The organism is Mesorhizobium sp. LNJC391B00 (assembly GCF_000502535.1).
Taxonomy (GTDB): Bacteria; Pseudomonadota; Alphaproteobacteria; order Rhizobiales; family Rhizobiaceae; genus Mesorhizobium.
The window spans coordinates 195,482-212,972 of sequence record NZ_AYWI01000006.1; the positions used below are offsets into that span (position 1 = coordinate 195,482).

The following is a 17,491-nucleotide window of genomic DNA, read 5'->3' on the forward strand; positions in this document are numbered from 1 at the left end:
TATTTTGCGGAACTTTAGCGGGACAGCGCCCCCTCTGTCCTGCCGGACATCTCCCCAACACGGGGGGAGATTGGCCGCCACATAGGCTTTAGCTAATCTCAAATGATGCGGAGCGGGCGAGACGCTGGAACTGCTGATCTCCCCCCGTGTGGGGGAGATGTCCGGCAGGACAGAGGGGGGCGCGAAGGATCGCAGGCGCTGATCCTCAATCAACATTATTCGCACTGGTACTGGCTGAGCGCCCATTCACCGGTCACCGAAAGCAGATCGGATATCTTCCAGTCGCCGTCGACTTTCCTGAATTTCCATTCAAGGCGATGCGGGTTGCCGGCGACGACGAAGGCGACAATGACCTTGGCCTGGTCGCCATTGATCGCTTCGAGTGTCTTCAGGCTCTTATCGATCTCGGTCTTGTCATAGTCGGCATTGTCGAGCGCCATGTTGGGGTCGAGACATTCTCCCTGCCCGGATGTGCGCAACGCGTCGCTCTTGTCGAGAACGGTTTTTGCCGGGTCGATGAAGTGGCTGCGCTGCGCCGGATCGATCTCCAGTCCCACCTGATCGTAAAATGGCCGCACCACCGCCGTCGGGGATCCCGGCAGAATGGGTGCGGCCGGTGGGGCGTCGGCCGGCGGCCACCCAACCGGCGGTGTCGCCGGTTCCACCGCTGTCCCGGGTGGATTTGCGGGCGGTGCTGCGCCGGCCGGTGCCGTCACGGCCGGCGCATTGGCTGGCGGCGGGCCCAACAGGCCTTGTGCTGCGGCTGCGCTCATACCCACCGACAGCACGCACATGGGCGACAGCGCCAAGGCAAGACGGCGGAGCACGGGATCACTCCGGCGCTTTGTCGGGCATGCATTCCAGCGCGCTTAGCGTCCAGTTGCTGGTCTTGGAGGTGATGTCGGCGACCTTCCATTTGCCGTCGATTTTCTTCAGCGACCACAGCATTTCGCGTTTGGAATCATCGCCTTCCGCAAAAAGGCTGAAGGTGGCGGTGACTTCGGCCGTATCGCCATTGACGGTCTCGGCCAGCTTCAATGTCTTGGTAATCGACGTCTGGTCGAAATCCTGCGCGTCGAGGCCGGGATCGAAGTCGAGGCAGGCGACTTCGTCGGGCTTGTTCTTCGTGGCCTGGTCGTTGAGATCGAACAGCTTGGTCACCGGCTCGGTGAAGCGGTCGCGGTACTTTGCATCTCCCTCGAATTTCACCTCGGGCAGATAAAAGAACTTCACCGCGTTGGAAGCCGGCCCGGCCAGCACTGTCGCTGGCAAGGCAATCGAAAAGACAGCGGCAAGCACTATCGGTTTCATGCAGGATCTCCGGACGGTTCGGCGGCAAGGCGGCAATACCAGACATCCTGCATATCGGCTTTTTTGCGGCTCATGAAGCCCCGGCTTGCACCCTCTCAGCCATCCAGCCAGACGTTCTGCAGGTCCATCTCGAAGGTCTGGTGGACGCCGTAGTTCTTCACCTTCTTGTTCATGTGGCTGTAGAGCTTCTGCCAGAAGGGTTGAATGATGACGCCGGAATCCTGCAGGATCTGCTCGACATCCTTCATCACCTCACGCCGCTTCTCCACATCGATCAGCGACAGCGCCTGCTTCAGCTTGGCGTCGAAGTCCGGGTTGGAATAGGCCGATTCATTCCAGGCTTCGCCGGTGCGATAACCAAGCGCCAGCACCTGGACGCCAAGCGGGCGCATGTACCAGATGGTCATCGAATAGGGATATTTCGTCCAGTCGTTCCAGAAGGTCGAGCCCGGCAGCACCGTGCGCTTGACCTTGATGCCGGCGTCGCGCAGTTGGCCGGCAATCGCGTCGCCGGTGTTCTTCTGCCAATCGTCCTCGACGGTGATCAGCTCGTGCTCGAAATCGGCCTGCCCAGCGTCGGCCATCAGTTTCTTGGCGCCGGCCGCGTCGCGCGTCTTCTTGGGCAGCGCGAAATATTCAGGATGGATAGGGCTGACATGGTGGTTTTCACCGACCGCCCCTCGCCCGGCATAGCCGAGTTCCAGCACCGCATTGTTGTCGACCGCCATCTGCAGCGCGTTGCGCACCCGCTGGTCGTCATAGGGCTGGTGGGTAACGTTCGTGCGGGCAACCAGCGTGGTTGCCGTCGCAACCTCGGACTTCTCCAGCCCCATCTTATCCAGGATGTCGATGAAGTCGGCCGGCGTCTCGAAATTGAGGTCTATCTCGCCGGATTCGAAGGCGTTGATCGAAGCGTTGAAGTCGGTGCCGTAGTCGATGAACTCGACGCTGTCGAGCGGCGCTTCACCACCCCACCACTTGCCGTTTTCACGACGCTTGACCACCGCCTTCTGGCCGACATCGTAGGAGACCAGTTCGAACGGGCCCGTGCCGATCGGCTTCTTGACCGGGTCGGCGCCGTCGGCGTCGAAATTGCGGTGGACGACGAGCGCGGGATAATCGGTGAGGTTCGGGATCAGCGAAATGTCGGGCGCGCTGAGCGTCAGCTTGACCGTATTGTCGTCGACCTTGGCGATCGCGCCTTCCCTGGCCTTGCCCGACTTTTCGTCGATCAGCCCGCCGACGCGAGCGGCCATGGAGTTGCCGGCGACCTTCTTCTCGCACCAGCGGGTAACATTGAAGACCACGTCATCGGCGTTGAAAGCATCGCCATTGTTCCAGGTGATGCCCTTGCGCACATGCAACGTGTATTCCGTGGCGTCGTCATTGATGTCCCAGCTTTCGAGCAGCACTGGCTCGAAGGTGAATTCCCTGGTGTAGCGGACCAGCGGCTCCAGCCAGCAGCGCGAGATGTTGGCGAGTTCCACCCAATCATAGGTGCGCGGATCTTTTTGGGCCTTGACCGACATCGATATGTGCAGCGTGCCGCCCTTCTTCGGCTCCTCGGCAAAAGCCTGTCCCGGCGCGGCAAGGCCGATCATGCCGTAGGCCAGCGCCGTCGATGCGCCGAACGCACTTGCCAATGCAAGAAACTCGCGCCGGTCCATACGGCCAGCACGCGTCTCTTGCGCCATCGCGTCGATGGCCGTTGGCACGCGATCGCCATTGCTTTTGAAAACTGTCATGTCTTTCTCCCTTGCGGTTCCCATCGGGTCTTCGCCCGTTATCAACTCATTCGTCGTTCTCTTAGCTAACGCTGTCGGGCAGCCTCTCTTCGCGCTGCGCGATAAAGTCCCTGAGGCCCTCGGCAATGCCCTCATCGAGTTTCGGCTCTTCATAGTCGGCCAGCATGTTGCGGGCTTTCTCGCGGCCGCGCGTGTCGTGGTCCTTCGCCCCTCCAGCCTTCCATTGTTCGTAGGAGTTGAAATCCATGATGGTGGGCATGAAGAATGCCGACTCGTAATGATCGAGCGTGTGCTGGGTGCCGAGGAAATGGCCCTGCGGCCCGACTTCGCGGATCGCCGCCATGGCCTCCTTGAAATCGTCGAACGGCAGGCCGCCGGCATATTTGTACCAGCCGACAAGCTGCTCGCAGTCGGTGGCGAATTTCGAATAGCCGCATGTCAGCCCGGCCTCCAACCAGCCGGCGGAGTGCCAGATGTAATTGGCGCCGGCGAGGATGGCGGCATGCATCAGCATGTTGGATTCATAGCCGGCCTGGGCGTCGTTGAGCTTGGAGCCGACATGGAAGCCGGAGGTTCGCCAGGGCAGTTTGTATTTCCGCGCCAGCGCGCCCATCAGATACATCATCTGGGCGGCTTCCGGCGTGCCGCCCATCGGCGCGCCGGTCTTCATGTCGACCGTCACCATGAACTGGCCGTAGATTTGCGGCGAACCCGGGCGCAGCAGCTGGGTGAAAGCGACGCCGGCCAGTGCTTCGGCATTGACCTGCGCCACCGCGCCGACGGCCGAGGCCGAAGTCGATGCGCCGCACAGCGCAAAGGGAGCCAGGATCAGCGGCTGATTGCTGCGCGCATAGACCTTCATCGCGTCCAGCATGGTGGCGTCCCACACCAGCGGCGAGTTGCAGTTGGTAATCGACACCAGCACCGGGTTGTCGCGAACGACATCTTCGCCGAAGACGATGCCCGCCATCGCCATCGTGTCTTCGGCGCGGTCTTTGGAAGTAACGATGCCCATGAACGGCTTGTCGGAATGCTTCAGCGCCGAATGGATGATGTGGAGATGCCGTTTCGGCACCGCGATCTCCATCGGCTCGCAGATGATCGAACTCGACGAATGCAGCGCCGGGGCCATGTAGGCGAGCTTGTGGAAATTGTTGAGGTCTTCAAGCGTGCCATAACGCCGGTTGTTGTCGAGGTCGCGCACGTAAGGCGCGCCATACATCGGCGCGAAGATGGAGTTCTTGCCGCCGACGCGCACGGTGCGCTCGGGATTGCGCGCATTGAGGGTGAATTCGGACGGAACCTTCGCGACCAGTTCCATCAGCAGGCCGCGGTCGATGCGGACGCGTGTCTCGGACACGTCGGCGCCCGCCGCCTTCCACATGGCGATCGCCTCGTCGTCGCGGAACTCGCAACCGACCTCTTCGAGGATGGCGAGTGACTCCTGGTGGATCAGTTCCACCGCCTCGTCCGGGACCATCTGGTAGGTGGGGATCTCGCGGACCAGCGTCGGGAACGAGGTGACGGGGGCGCTCCTCAGCGCCTTGCGTCCGAGGCGACCGCCGCCGCGGCGGTGGGTTTGCTCGGTCAGTTCAGCGGCCGGTGCGTTCATGGAGCCTCCTCATTCCGTCCAACCAAGTTAGCGAGAGGAAATATGGATGTGATGCTGGAAAATCCTGATCTCTTGTATAAGCTCAGCTTATGCGAAGCCTGCGCCACCTCCTGCCCTCGGCCGGCAGCCTGATCGTCTTCGAGGCGGCGGGCCGGCTGTCGAGCTTCACCGCTGCCGGGCGCGAGCTCGGCATGACGCAGGCCGCCGTCTCTTATGCGGTGCGCGGGTTGGAGGAACAGCTTGGCGCGCAGCTGTTCCAGCGCCGCCACCGCCAGGTCGTCCTGACAGAAGCGGGCGAACGCTTCCATGCCGACGTCTCACTCGGCCTGTCGCATATCCGCAAATCGGCGGAGGATCTGCGCCTGCAGGCGACCGGCGGTCATGTCACGCTGGCGGCGTCGACCGCCTTCGGCTCGTTCTGGATGATGCCGCGGCTGCAGCAGTTCCGCGACGAACTGCCGGGCATCGACTTGCGCATCCAGACCGCCGACCGCGATCTCGACATCATCGCCGAGGGCATCCCGCTCGCCGTGCGCGGCGGCGAGCCGCGCGACTGGGCCGACTATCATTCGCTGCCGCTGGCCGACGAGGAGATTTTTCCAGTCGTAGGCGCCAGCTATCTCGCGAAATTCGGCATGCCAAGGAGCGTCGCGGAGCTGGCGACGCATCGCCTGATCCACCTCGAGGAGCCCTACCGCGAGGCGGCTAGCTGGGACGAATGGTTCCAGTCGGCGGGCGGCAGCCTCGACAACACCGCGCGCGGCCTGCGCATCAACGATTACGGCCTCGTGATCCAGGGCGTCATGGAGGGCCAGGGCATCGCGCTCGGCTGGCGGCATCTGGCCGAACGGCTCCTGGCTTCGGGGCTGCTGGTGCCGGTGACCGACCATGTGCTGAGAACCGGCAAGGCGTTCTACGTGGTTTGGCCTAAGAACCGTGAGCTGAGCGAGAATGCGCGGAAAGTCAGGGACTGGCTGGCGGCGCAGGCTTGAAATCGGTTGCAGCGTAGTCACTATCGCGGAGTTCCTTCACACCCCCCTCTGTCCTGCCGGACATCTCCCCCGCAAGGGGGGAGATTGGCAGTTCATATTCGCGTCACCCTTCAAGCATTGAAGATTGGCGAAAGCCGTCGTGACATCTGATCTCCCTCCTTGCGGGGGAGATGGCCGGCAGGCCAGAGGGGGGTGCTGTCCCGCTGGCGTCCAATGTCCGGCATTCATTGAAGCCTTCCGCACACCCTTCGAATCCGCCTATAATACCCCCATGCCCATTCGCCAGCTTTCCGAAACGATGATCAACCAGATCGCCGCCGGCGAAGTCATCGAGCGTCCGGCGAGCGTGGTGAAGGAACTGGTCGAAAACGCGCTCGACGCCGGCGCCTCCCGCGTCGAGGTCGTCACTGCCGGCGGCGGGCTGAACCTGATCCGCGTCACCGATGACGGCTCCGGTATCCCCGAACAGGAACTGGCGCTGGCCATTGCGCGCCACTGCACCTCGAAACTTGCCGACAACATTCACGATATCCGCTCGCTCGGGTTCCGTGGCGAGGCATTGCCGTCAATTGGTTCGGTGTCGCGACTGTCGGTTCGCTCGCGCACGGCCGCAGGCGACGCTGCAGCCGAGATCGCCATCGAAGGCGGCCGCGTTTCGGCGGTCAAACCGGCGGCGGCCAACCGCGGCACCACGGTCGAGGTGCGCGACCTTTTCTTCGCCACGCCGGCCCGGCTCAAGTTCATGAAGGGCGAGCGCGCCGAAAGCTCCGCCACCAGCGACGTGCTCAAGCGCATCGCCATCGCCTTCCCCGCCGTGCGCTTCACGCTGGCCGGCTCGGACCGCTCGACGCTGGAATTGCCGGCGACCGATGACAGTACCGAGGGCAGCCTGCGCCGCGTCGCTCAGGTGATGGGCGCCGAGTTTCCCGACAATTCCATCGCTATCGACGCCAGCCGGGACGGCGTGCACCTGACCGGCCACGTCTCGATCCCGTCCTTCACCCGCGCCAACGCGCTGCAGCAATATGCCTATGTCAACGGCCGGCCAGTGCGCGACAAGCTGATTGCCGGCGCCATTCGCGGCGCTTTCGCCGATGTGCTGCCGCGCGACCGGCACGCGGTGACCGTGCTGTTCCTGACGCTCGATCCGGCGACCGTCGACGTCAACGTCCACCCAGCCAAGGCCGATGTGCGCTTTCGCGACCCCGGCCTGGTGCGCGGGCTGATCGTCGGCGCCATTCGCGAGGCGCTGGCCAATGCCGGCATCCGCGCCGCCACCAGCGGGGCCGCCGGTATGATGGCGGCGTTCCGGCCGGGGGCTGCTTCCTACGCCCATGCCGGCCCCGCCAACGGCCACCGCAGCTACGACGCGGCCCACCGCGCGTCGGGCTTTGCCGGTTTCGACCGCTCGCCGCAGCGGCCGCTGGAAATGGGCTTTGATAGCGGCGGCTTCCGCGAAAACGATCAGGCGGCGTTCGATTCCGGGCCGCTGGCCAGCGCCGATGCGCGCGCCGGCACAGCCGAGCCGGCCGAGACGCTGCTCGGCACGACACTGGGGGCCGCCCGCGCGCAGGTGCACGAAAACTATATCGTCGCGCAAACCCGGGATTCTCTGATCATCGTCGACCAGCATGCCGCGCATGAGCGGCTGGTCTATGAGGCGCTGAAGAATGCGCTGCACTTACGCGCGGTGCCCTCGCAGATGCTGCTTTTGCCGGAGATCGTCGACCTGCCGGAAGAAGACGCCGAGCGGCTGGCCATGCATTCGGAGACACTTGCCCGGTTCGGTCTCGGCATCGAGCGCTTCGGCCCCGGTGCGGTGGCGGTGCGCGAGACGCCGTCTATGCTGGGCGAAACCAATGTCCAGCAATTGGTGCGCGACCTTGCCGATGAGATCGCCGACAATGATACAGTCGAGACGCTGAAAGAGCGCCTGGACAAGATTGCCGCCACCATGGCCTGCCACGGCTCGGTGCGTTCCGGCCGTCTGCTCAAGGCCGAGGAGATGAACGCGCTGCTGCGCCAGATGGAGGCGACGCCGGGATCCGGCACCTGCAACCACGGCCGCCCGACCTATATCGAGCTGAAGCTTGCCGATATCGAGCGGCTGTTCGGACGGCGGTGAGCACAAGCCAGGTCAGGCCACACGCTCAATTCACCAACAGGCGATAATCCTTGAACCTATGAGAGAAAACGTAATCCCGTGAGTAACCGGCGCTACCGCCGCGAAAATTCACGGAGATTGTCTCGAAGCTTCTCCCAACCTGTTTTTGAACATTCATGTAGATGGGAGTCATCAGCATGCCGGCATCGCAATCGTCGTCATCGAAAGCGATCTCCTGAACGACCTTCTTTTTCTTCTTATCGATGACCCGCAGCTTATTCATGCAGACGAGAAAGCCCGCTTTCTCGTAGACCCCGGCAAATCTGTGGGTTGCTGTCTGCGCCCAGAAGGGAATCTCGACGGTGCCGTCAACCTTCGCCTCACCGGTATCGTCGAGGCTTGCGACCTTCTTCAGCGTGATCGGGAACTTGTCCGAGCCCTTGCTCCAAGTCTCTGTTGCGCCGCTTTCGCCAAGGTCGAGAGAAAACGGACATCCGGTGGTGCCAACGGGCGTTTTCGATCCCATGACCAGCACCCGGTCGTCCGCAATCTCGCAAAGGAAGACGCTGGTGCCACTGATCTTGCCGTACACCGCTATCGGGCTTTGCTTCGCGTCATGGAAATAGCTCCCCTCGACCGTAATCCCCCTGCCGAAACTGTCATATCTCTGCAGCGATAGGTGGACGGGGTTAGGTCCGATGGAGCCTTCGTAGTTTTCGACCTGATACCAGCCCGCGGCGGCTTTCCCGGTCAGCAGCAAAACGCAAAAAATTGCCGATATGAACAGTCTTCCCATTCCGTCCCCCAGTGAACGCAGCGTACCATAGCTGTCCTTCCTCTGGGTGTCTGCATTCTGATGGAAGCGGTTCTCGGTTTGAGTCCGAAAACAGCTCAAATCATTTGTTTTAACGCTTTAAATTCACCACGATCACGCCGCCCAGCGCCAGTGCGCCGCCGAGGATACCAAGTAGCGTCGGCACTTCGCCCAGCCAGAAGAAGCCGATCAGGGCTGACATGGGCGAGACCAGATAGAGGAAGTTCGAGGCGCGCGCTGCCGGAAGACGCGACAGTGCGGTTGCCCAGGCGGCATAGGCGATCAGGCTGGGCACGATGCCAAGAAAGATCACGGCGCCGATACCGGCCGTGTTGGCGACCGCGGCCTGCGCAAAGCCGCTCGGCAGAAAGGGTGCCAGGCAAAGCGCGCCAAGGATCATGTTCGAGGCCGAAATGGTCAGCGGGTGATGGCGGGCAAAGAGCGGCTTCTGGACGATCGTGTTGACGGCCGAGCACAGCGCGGAGCCAAGAACCAGCAGCGCGCCGGTGTCGAAACTCAAGCCATTGCCGTCAGCCACAGCGATGATACCGATGCCGGCGAAAGAAATCGCCGTGCCGAACCAGGCCCAGCTTGAGAAGCGCTCGCCGAGCAATGCCATTGCCATAATGGCGGTGAAGATCGGGCTGACATTGATGATGAAACCGGCGGCACCCGCCGAAACCGTCAATTCGCCGAAATTGAGCATGACAGTGTAGAGCGCGACGAAGATGGCGCCGCCAAACACCAGGCGCCACACTTCGTCGAGCCTCGGCAGCGCCGGGCGCTTGACGGCAAGAAAGATCGCCGCCGGCACCGCGGCAATGGCAAAGCGCAGCGCACCGAGTTCCAGCGGCCCGAAAGCGGCGAGGCCGGCACGGATCGCGGGAAAGGCCGAGGCCCAGCCAACCACCGTCAAGGCCACGGCGATGGCCGCCGTGGTGTCCATCCGCTGTGTCGGATTCGACGTGCTGGTCGTTGCGCTCATCTGCCTGTCCTCGGGTTCTCAGAGTGTTGAAAGGCAGAAAGCGCCTTTTCGGCGCCGTTGACAAACGATCAAATCGAGGATCACCTGTGACTATGGATCACAGCTCAGACACAATGGTGCCGCTCGAGACCCTGCGCGCCTTCGATGCGGCGGCGCGAACGGGGAGCTTTTCGGCCGCGGCCGAGAAGCTCAACATCACCCACGGCGCCGTCAGCCGGCAGATCGCCAAGCTGGAGGACTGGCTGGGCTTGAAAGTGTTCGACCGCGGCGCGCGCGGCGTCTCGCTGACCATCGAGGGCAACCGCCTGCATCTGCGCACGGCGGAAGCCTTTGCGCTGATCTCCAGCCATTCCGACCGCTGGGTCGAGCCGCGCGGCACCGCCGTGGTGCGGCTGACCTCGATACCCTCCGTCAGCGGGCTGTGGCTGATGCCACGCATGGCGGCGCTGGAGAACAATCCCACCAAGCTGCGCATCGTGCTCGACGTCGACATCCGCCAGGCCGACCTTGCCGATGAAGGCATCGACCTGTCGGTCCGCTGCGGCCGCGGCGGCATTCCGGGCCGCATCTCGGTGAAGCTGTTCGAGGAACATGTCTTTCCCGTCGCCGCGCCCGGCCTTGCCCACGAGATCGGTCGCGGCGACCCGGCCCGGCTGCTCAAATTTCCGCTGATCAACGATTCCGACGCTTCGGGGTGGCGTGCCTGGTTTGCCGCGCAAGGGATGGACTACCGCCCGCGCCCGCAGGATCGCCGCTTCGAGGACTACAATCTGGTGCTCGACGCTGCAGCTTACGGGCTCGGCATCGCGCTGGCACGGCCGCCGCTGACCGGACACCAGTTGGAGGCAGGCCGCATCGTCGCCGTCGACGAGCGCACGGCGCTGAACCCGGTGTCGTACTGGCTCGACCGGCCGCTGGGGAGGCCGCGCACGGCTGCCGCCGAACTTTCTCGCCGAATCGCCGTCGAGGCGGGGCTGGCGATGGAAAAGATGGAAGCGTTCCTCGAAGCCGAGCGATAGCGGCGATCATTCGGTGCTCAGCGAAGCACCAGCAAGGCTAGCCCGACAATGGCGACGGCCAGAAACCCGGTTGCCAGCGCCATCAGACCGACACGCGTCTGCTGTCGGCCTTCCGGCTGGGCCGCATCATTCGGCCCAGACGTCGCCTGCTCCCGCTTCATTGGCATATCGGCGGTGGCAGCGCGGCGCTGCGGCGAAACCACGGGTGCGAGAAGCGCAAACCAGGGCAGTCCTGCGGGCTTTGCGGCAGCGCCATCTTCGGCCTTGGCCGGCGGCACAAGCAGACCGCGCTGTGTGTCGTCATTTGCCGGCGAGCCCGCAACGACCCTGGTCGGCGCGACCTCGTCTGGCGCCTCGACGCCAGGTTCGGCAAGGGCCAGATAGGCCTGGAGGATCTCGGCAGAACCCGTCTGCTGCCCCTTTGCGGTGGCTGCGGACAACAGCGCCTGCAGCGCCGGCGCCGCTGCCGACTTCAAAGGCGCGCCGGACGGCGCCGGCGGCTGCACCAGCGCCTTCATAAGTGCTGCTTTCGCCGGATCGGCCTTCGCCGACGGCAACGCTGCCAACATCATGGCCTCACGCAGCAGCGCGGTCAGGCGGGCGGATGAAATGTCCATGCCGGTCCCATAAGAATGGTTTGGAGCGACAATAGCGCCTCAGCATTGCGTCAAGCTTGACCTTGCCGGCAATTTATGGCGATGAAATCAGCATGAACCTTGGCACCACCCCATGATGAACCGCTTCGAAGGCCCCGGCGGCAAGGAAGCCCGTATCCGCTATCTCGACGGCGACTTCCAGGTCACCAGCCCCGGCGCCTTCGTGCGCTGCGCGGTGACCGGCGAGAGCATTCCGCTGGACGAGCTCAAATATTGGAGCGTCGCCAGGCAGGAGCCTTATGTCAGCGCAGCCGCCTCGCTGCGCCGCGAGATCGAGATGCATCCGGACCTGCGCAGCCGGGGTTAAAGGCGCGCACAGAGCCGTTGGTCGCGTTCCTTCACACCCCCCTCTGTCCTGCCGGACATCTCCCCCGCAAGGGGGGAGATTGGATGTCATCTTTGCTTTCGCCAAATCACCAGCGTTGCAGAATGAGCGCCATTGGCAAAGCTGCTGATCTCCCTCCTTGCGGGGGAGATGGCCGGCAGGCCAGAGGGGGGTGCTGTCCCGCCAGCATCTCCGCGTGACGCTGCACGCCCTACCCCCGCAGCCTGCGCTGCCTCCAGGCATCAAGCGTCTCGTTGATGATGCGCTCCGGCACAGTGTCGAGTTCGAACGTGGCGTCGATCTCCAGCACGGCGAGTTCAGCGAGGAAATCGGCCGGGGCAGCGCCGTGGCGCAGCCGGGCGGCGTCCTTGGCGGTGGTGACGAGGCCCAGTCCATCGCGGCGCGCGGTTGCCGCCAGTTCCGCGAGTTCATCAGGGGCATAGAAGTGATGGTCCGGAAACGATCGGCTCAGCGCCACTTCCGCACCAGTGCCGCGCAGCGTGTCGAAGAATTTTTCGGGGTGGCCGATGCCGGCAAAGGCGAGGAACCGCCGGCCGGCGAACCGCTCCTTGGCCGCGGGCTCGGCATGCGCCTCGAAGATCGGCCGGCCGGCGCGCGCCGCTTGGCGCACGACCTGGTCGGCGGCAGCGCCCTCGCCCATCTTCAACAGCCCGTCGGTGAACACCAGTTGGTCGACGATGTTGGCTCTCAGCGGACCGCCCGGAATGACCCGGCCGTTGCCGATGCCGTAACGGGCGTCGACGACGACCAGCGCATAATCGATATGGATGCGCGCGCTCTGAAAACCGTCATCCATGATCAGGAAATCGCAACCATGGGCTTCCAGGAGCAGCTTGGCGCCGGCAGCGCGGTTGGGGCTCACCGCAACCGGCGCGTGCTCGGCCAAAAGCAGCGGCTCGTCGCCGACATGCTTGGCAGCGTCGTGACCGGCATCGACGACATGCGGCTGCGCGAACGAGCCGCCATGGCCGCGCGACAGGAATCCGGGATTGAGTTGCATGCGCCTGGCCTGCTTTGCCAGCGCGATGGCGACCGGCGTCTTGCCGCTGCCGCCGACGGTGAAGTTGCCGACGCAAAGCACTGGCGCGTCGATCTTTTCACGTACCGCCCGATGCATGCGGCGGCCGGCGACGATGCCATAGACGGCTGATAGCGGCGACAGCGCAAAGACCCGCCAGTCCGGCGCTTCCCACCAGAAAGGTGGTGCTTCCGACGCCACCTATCGCCCGTCGGCGCCCTTCAGGCGCGACTTGACGATCAATGGCTGGATATAAGGCTCGAGCGACTTCAGCGTGTGCGCCAGCGCACCGCGCATCTGGTCGACTGTGGCGGCACCGGCCGCCATCATCTCATGGCGCGCAACTTCATTGCTCAGCAGGAAATTGACGGCGCCGGCCAGCATGTCGCGGTCGCGCACCAGCTTGGCGCCGCCGCTGTCGAGCAGGCGCTGATAGGCCTCGCGAAAATTCTGGACGTTGCGGCCGGCCAGCACAGCGGTGTCGAGCATGGCCGGCTCCAGCGGATTCTGGCCGCCTTCCGAGGTCAGCGAGCGGCCGACAAAGGCGATTTCCGTCAGCCGGAGATAAAGCCCCATCTCGCCGATCGTATCGCCAAGGAGTATATCGGTGTCGGCGGTGATCCGGTCGCCCTTGCTGCGCCGCGCCAGCTTCAGGCCCATGCCGGAAATCTGTGCGGCCAGCGCTTCGGCGCGGTCGGGATGGCGCGGGACGATAATCGTCAGCAGGCCATGGTGGCGCTTGTAGAGCGTGGCGTGGACTTCCGCCGCGACCACCTCCTCGCCGTCATGGGTCGAAATTGCCGCCCAGGTCGGGCGGCCGGCGATCTGGCGCTTCAGCGTCGCCAGCGCCCGTTCGTCGACGGGCGGCGGCAAGGTGTCGACCTTGAGGTTGCCGGACACGGTGACCGGCCGGGCGCCAAGCGCGCGAAACCGTTCGCCGTCGACATCCGACTGGGCAACGACATGTGCAAGGTTCTCGAACAGCGCCTCGGCGATGTTGGCGCGCTTCTTCCAGGATTTGAACGAACGGTCGGAGAGCCGGCCGTTGACCAGCACCTGCGGCACGTGGCGGGCGCCGAGCTCGAGGATCGTCATCGGCCATATCTCGGATTCGGCGATGATAGCCAGGTCCGGCCGCCAGTGATCGAGAAAGCGGCTGACGGCCGGCTTGAGGTCGAGCGGAACATATTGGTGGATGATGCGGTCGCCCAGCCGTTCGTCGGCAACCTGCGCCGAGGTCACTGTTCCCGTCGTCAGCACGATGTTGACACCGTAGTCGAGGATGCTTTGCACCAGCGGCACGACCGCAAGGGTCTCGCCGACGCTTGCCGCATGGATCCAGATCACCGGCCCTTCGGGGCGCGGCCGCCCGGCAACGCCGTAGCGCTCACGGCTGCGGCTGCGGTCTTCCTTGCCCTGCGATGTGCGCCAGGCGACATAGGGACCCATCAGCGGATAGGCGGCTGCACCGGCAAGGCGGTAGGCCGCCAGGAAGGCGCGCGCCCAGCCGACGCTCATGGCCTGCCGTCCACGAGCCGATAGGCCTCGGCGGTTGCGGCATTGAGCGCGGCCGTGACTTCCTGGCGCTTGCGCTCCATTTCGGCCTCGTCGGCATTGGCCGGCACGAAAACCGGCGTTCCGATGACGATCGAGGAGCGGCCGAACGGCAGGTTGATGGTGGTCTTGTCCCAGCTCCTTTCCAGCACCTTGCGGCGGCTGGTGGCGATGGCGGCAGGCATGATCGGCCGGCCGGAAAGGCGTGCCAGCAGAACGATACCAAGCCCCGCGTCGCGCGGCGTGCCGTGGGGAATGTCGGCGATCATGGCGACGTTCTTGCCGGCCACGAGTGACTTTTTCAGGGCGATGAGCGCCTTGGCGCCGCCCTTGTCGAGATGCTTCGTGCTTTCACGCCCGCCGGAGCCGCGCACCGCCTCGATGCCGAATTTTTCGATCATCAGCGCGTTGAGTTCGGCGTCGGCGCTGCGCGAGACCATGGCGACCAGCGGCCGTCCCTTGGGATAATAGGCTGGGGTCAGCAGATGCTGGCCATGCCAGAGCGCGATGATGCCGGGTTCGAATTCGGCGTAGTCGCCGCCTGAAAATTTAGCCGAGCCTTCGACCACGCGGTTGGTCAGGCGCACCAGGCGGACGAACTGGGCGAGCAGGCTGACGATCATGCTCTTGACGATTCTCGACTGCGCCAACGGCTCGCGGATCTTGCGCCAGAATGTCTTCGAACTGCCGCCGCGTCTTCTTCGGACCGCGGCGCCGGTGGGCTGCCCTTTCACCGCTTCATGCTCCATCGCTGTCAACCGGCGGCCTTGCTTTCAGGGTCGAGCAGCCGGTGCAGATGGACGACGAAATAGCGCATATGGGCATTGTCCACGCTGGCTTGCGCCTTTGCCTTCCACGCGGTGTGCGCGGTTTGATAGTCCGGATAAACGCCAACGATGTCGAGCGCGTCGAGATCGCGGAACTCGGTGCCTCCCAGCTTCTTCAGCTCGCCGCCGAACACCAGGTGCAAAAGCTGTTTCTTTCCGTCTTCCGCGGCCATTTCGGTCCTTCACATATTGTGAGTTTGCGACAGGTCTAGCCCAAAGCTGCCGACTTTGGAACCTTCGATCACGCTTCCGTATCGGCAATGACGCCGGCAAGCACGGTCAGCAACTGCCCGCTGCCGGCGACCAGCGCGCCGTGACGGATGATCTCCCCGGCATAGAGCGGCGCGCGGCCATGGCCGTCGAGCACGGCGCCGCCAGCCTCGCGCAAGATGAGATCGGCGGCGGCGATATCCCAGTCATGCGCGTTGGGCTTGACGAAGGTTGCGTCGAGCGTGCCGTTGGCGACCATCGCCAGCCGGTAGGCGAGAGAGGGAATGTGCGCCGCCCGCCGCACCCGGCTTTGCCATTGCGCCGGCATCAGGTCGATCAACTGCTTCAGCCCGCCGATCTCGACCGTCTTACCCAGGCCGCGCACGGCAATCGGCTTGCCGTTGCGGAAAGCTCCATGGCCAGGCAGCGCCCAATAGGTTTCGCCCTTGGCCGGACATTCGAGCACACCGGTGAGCGTGCGGCCATTCTCGACCACCGCGACGCTGACGCACCACGAGCGCAGACCTTCGAGGAAGCCGCGGGTGCCGTCTATGGGGTCGACGACAAAGGTGCGCCGCGCCAGAAGCCGCGCCGGATCGTCAGTCGTTTCCTCCGACAGCCAGCCATAGTCCGGCCGCGCCGCCAGCAGGGTATCGCGCAGATAGGCGTCCGCCGCGTGGTCGGCTTCGCTGACCGGCGAGGTGCCGCCCTTCATCCACACTTGCGGGTTTTTGCCGAAATAGCGCATGGCGATCGCGCCCGCCTCGCGGGCGGCGTCGCGCAGCAGATCGAGGTCTTCCGAGGCCCCGGCCGATATGACCGGGTCACGCTCCGGCAAGGGTCATTCCTTCGATCAGCAGCGTCGGTGCGGCAGTGCCGAAATCGCGGTCAAGATCGCTCGCCGGAAACATATTGAGGAACATCGTCTTCAAATTCGAGGCGATGGTCACCTCGGCCACCGGATAAGCAAGCTCACCATTGTCGATCCAGAAGCCGGATGCGCCACGGCTGTATTCGCCGGTCACCATGTCGACGCCCTGGCCGAACACTTCGGTGACATAAAAGCCGGATTTTAGCGACCTGATCAGGTCTTCCGGCGTCCTGTCGCCCGGCTCGATGGCGAGATTGGTCGAAGACGGCGATACCGACGAGCCGCTGCGCGCGCCGCGTCCGTTGGTGGTCAGCCCCAATTCCCGCGCGGCGGACGTCGACAGGAACCAGTGCTTCAGCACGCCGTTCTCGACCATCAACAGCTTTTCGCCCTCGACGCCTTCGCCGTCGAACGGGCGCGAGGCCTGGCCGCGACGCCGCAGCGGCTCGTCGGTGACGGTGATGGCAGCCGACGCAACCTGCTTGCCCATCATCTCGCGCAAAAAACTGGTCTTGCGCGCCACCGAAGCGCCGTTGATGGCGCCGGCGAGATGACCGGCAATGCCGCGCGCGACGCGCGGATCGAACACCACGTTGACCGGACCGGTCGCCGCCTTGCGGGCGCCGAGGCGGCGCACGGCGCGCTCGCCGGCCTTGCGGCCGATCAGTTCCGGCGCATCGAGATCGGAAAAATGCTGGTTCGAGGAGTATTCGTAGTCGCGCTCCATGCCGGTGCCTTCACCCGCAATCACGCTGGCCGAACGCGAAAAGCGCGATGCGACATAGTGGCCGACGAAGCCGTTCGACGTGGCAAGCACCAGCCCGCCGAGACCGGCGCTGGCGCCGCTGCCGGCGGAATTGGTGACACCCTTGACGGCTAGGGCTGCTTCCTCGGCGGCCAGGGCCGCTTCCTTCAACTGATCGGCCGAAACCTCGGTGGCGTCGAACAGATCGAGGTCGCGCACCTTGCCGACCAGCAAAGCCGGATCGGCGAGACCCTGATAGGGGTCCTCGGGCGAGACTTTGGCCATGGCCACGGCGCGCTCGGCCAATGCCCTGGGGTCCGATGCCGCCGTCGCCGAGACGCTCGCCACCCGGTCGCCGACGAAGACGCGCAGCGAGACATCGTCGCCCTCGGACGCCTCAGTGTTCTCGACCTTGCCCAGCCGCACCGACACGCCGATCGAGCGGCCGCGCACGGCAACCGCATCGGCGGCGTCGGCGCCGGCCCGCTTGGCAGCCTCGACCAGTGCCGCGACGCGGTCGGTCAATTTCGCTGCCTCTGATGTATCGGTCATGCGCGTGGTCCTGGCTGAAGCCGCGCCGGGCGGTAGCGGCTGTTGCACCATCTATTGTCCCAATGCGGCTTGTGCAATGGCGCACGGGCAATTGTCCCGCTGCGGCATAGCGCCCAAGCGGCCCGCAAAG

The 17,491-nt window shown here is 64.4% G+C and carries 17 protein-coding genes; 4 read left to right on the forward strand and 13 right to left on the reverse strand.

Going from position 1 to position 17,491, the window contains the following annotated elements:
- Nucleotides 1–215: 215 nt before the first annotated feature.
- From X750_RS148695 to X750_RS148680, 4 genes are all read right to left on the reverse strand, one after another.
- Nucleotides 216–827 (reverse strand): hypothetical protein, encoded by a 612-nt coding sequence (locus X750_RS148695; RefSeq protein WP_023682932.1) that lies wholly within the window; start codon nt 825–827, stop codon nt 216–218.
- 4 nt (nt 828–831) lie between these two features.
- Entirely contained in the window at nt 832–1,311 is a 480-nt protein-coding gene (locus tag X750_RS148690; protein WP_023705763.1) for a DUF3828 domain-containing protein, read from the reverse strand.
- A 95-nt stretch (nt 1,312–1,406) separates the two neighbouring features.
- Nucleotides 1,407–3,056, reverse strand: coding sequence for an ABC transporter substrate-binding protein (locus X750_RS148685; protein WP_023705762.1), 1,650 nt, complete (start codon nt 3,054–3,056; stop codon nt 1,407–1,409).
- Between the two features lie 61 nt (nt 3,057–3,117).
- Nucleotides 3,118–4,668, reverse strand: a complete 1,551-nt coding sequence (locus X750_RS148680) for a trimethylamine methyltransferase family protein (protein ID WP_023747731.1) — start codon at nt 4,666–4,668, stop codon at nt 3,118–3,120.
- An 89-nt stretch (nt 4,669–4,757) separates the two neighbouring features.
- On the opposite strand from X750_RS148680, the gene X750_RS148675 reads away from it, so the two are divergent.
- Both X750_RS148675 and mutL read left to right on the forward strand, forming a co-directional pair.
- Nucleotides 4,758–5,660, forward strand: a complete 903-nt coding sequence (locus X750_RS148675; protein ID WP_023682936.1) for a LysR substrate-binding domain-containing protein — start codon at nt 4,758–4,760, stop codon at nt 5,658–5,660.
- A 271-nt stretch (nt 5,661–5,931) separates the two neighbouring features.
- Nucleotides 5,932–7,785 (forward strand): DNA mismatch repair endonuclease MutL, encoded by a 1,854-nt coding sequence (gene mutL / locus X750_RS148670; RefSeq protein WP_023747732.1) that lies wholly within the window; start codon nt 5,932–5,934, stop codon nt 7,783–7,785.
- A 25-nt stretch (nt 7,786–7,810) separates the two neighbouring features.
- Here the strand turns inward: mutL and X750_RS0132935 are convergent, their stop codons facing one another.
- Nucleotides 7,811–8,560 carry a hypothetical protein gene (locus X750_RS0132935; protein ID WP_156932408.1) on the reverse strand — a complete coding sequence of 250 codons (750 nt, stop codon included), beginning with the start codon at nt 8,558–8,560 and terminating at the stop codon, nt 7,811–7,813.
- A 109-nt stretch (nt 8,561–8,669) separates the two neighbouring features.
- Nucleotides 8,670–9,563, reverse strand: a complete 894-nt coding sequence (locus X750_RS148665; protein ID WP_023671583.1) for a DMT family transporter — start codon at nt 9,561–9,563, stop codon at nt 8,670–8,672.
- A gap of 92 nt (nt 9,564–9,655) precedes the next feature.
- On the opposite strand from X750_RS148665, the gene X750_RS148660 reads away from it, so the two are divergent.
- Nucleotides 9,656–10,582 (forward strand): LysR family transcriptional regulator, encoded by a 927-nt coding sequence (locus tag X750_RS148660; RefSeq protein WP_023715224.1) that lies wholly within the window; start codon nt 9,656–9,658, stop codon nt 10,580–10,582.
- 17 nt (nt 10,583–10,599) lie between these two features.
- Here X750_RS148660 and X750_RS148655 read toward each other — a convergent pair whose 3' ends face one another.
- On the reverse strand, nt 10,600–11,199 hold the full coding sequence (locus X750_RS148655; RefSeq protein ID WP_023747733.1) for a hypothetical protein: 600 nt from the start codon (nt 11,197–11,199) through the stop codon (nt 10,600–10,602).
- A gap of 112 nt (nt 11,200–11,311) precedes the next feature.
- On the opposite strand from X750_RS148655, the gene X750_RS148650 reads away from it, so the two are divergent.
- Nucleotides 11,312–11,545 (forward strand): DUF2093 domain-containing protein, encoded by a 234-nt coding sequence (locus X750_RS148650; protein WP_023694434.1) that lies wholly within the window; start codon nt 11,312–11,314, stop codon nt 11,543–11,545.
- A 229-nt stretch (nt 11,546–11,774) separates the two neighbouring features.
- On the opposite strand, the gene lpxK is transcribed toward X750_RS148650, so the two are convergent.
- The 6 genes from lpxK to X750_RS148620 form a co-directional block, all read right to left on the reverse strand.
- Entirely contained in the window at nt 11,775–12,803 is a 1,029-nt protein-coding gene (gene lpxK / locus X750_RS148645) for a tetraacyldisaccharide 4'-kinase (RefSeq protein WP_023747734.1), read from the reverse strand.
- Nucleotides 12,804–14,120 carry a lipid IV(A) 3-deoxy-D-manno-octulosonic acid transferase gene (gene waaA, locus X750_RS148640; RefSeq protein WP_023671577.1) on the reverse strand — a complete coding sequence of 439 codons (1,317 nt, stop codon included), beginning with the start codon at nt 14,118–14,120 and terminating at the stop codon, nt 12,804–12,806.
- The gene (locus X750_RS148635) at nt 14,117–14,905 is read right to left on the reverse strand and encodes a lysophospholipid acyltransferase family protein (RefSeq protein WP_023682942.1); all 789 of its coding nucleotides are present in this window, start codon (nt 14,903–14,905) and stop codon (nt 14,117–14,119) included. The genes waaA and X750_RS148635 overlap by 4 nt, the downstream gene beginning before the upstream one ends.
- A gap of 5 nt (nt 14,906–14,910) precedes the next feature.
- Nucleotides 14,911–15,156, reverse strand: a complete 246-nt coding sequence (locus tag X750_RS148630) for a DUF4170 domain-containing protein (protein WP_023682943.1) — start codon at nt 15,154–15,156, stop codon at nt 14,911–14,913.
- Between the two features lie 68 nt (nt 15,157–15,224).
- A complete protein-coding gene (locus X750_RS148625; RefSeq protein ID WP_023747735.1) occupies nt 15,225–16,031 on the reverse strand; it encodes a 3'(2'),5'-bisphosphate nucleotidase CysQ in 807 nt (268 codons plus the stop codon).
- Entirely contained in the window at nt 16,018–17,361 is a 1,344-nt protein-coding gene (locus X750_RS148620) for a TldD/PmbA family protein (RefSeq protein ID WP_023747736.1), read from the reverse strand. The genes X750_RS148625 and X750_RS148620 overlap by 14 nt, the downstream gene beginning before the upstream one ends.
- Nucleotides 17,362–17,491 lie beyond the last annotated feature (130 nt).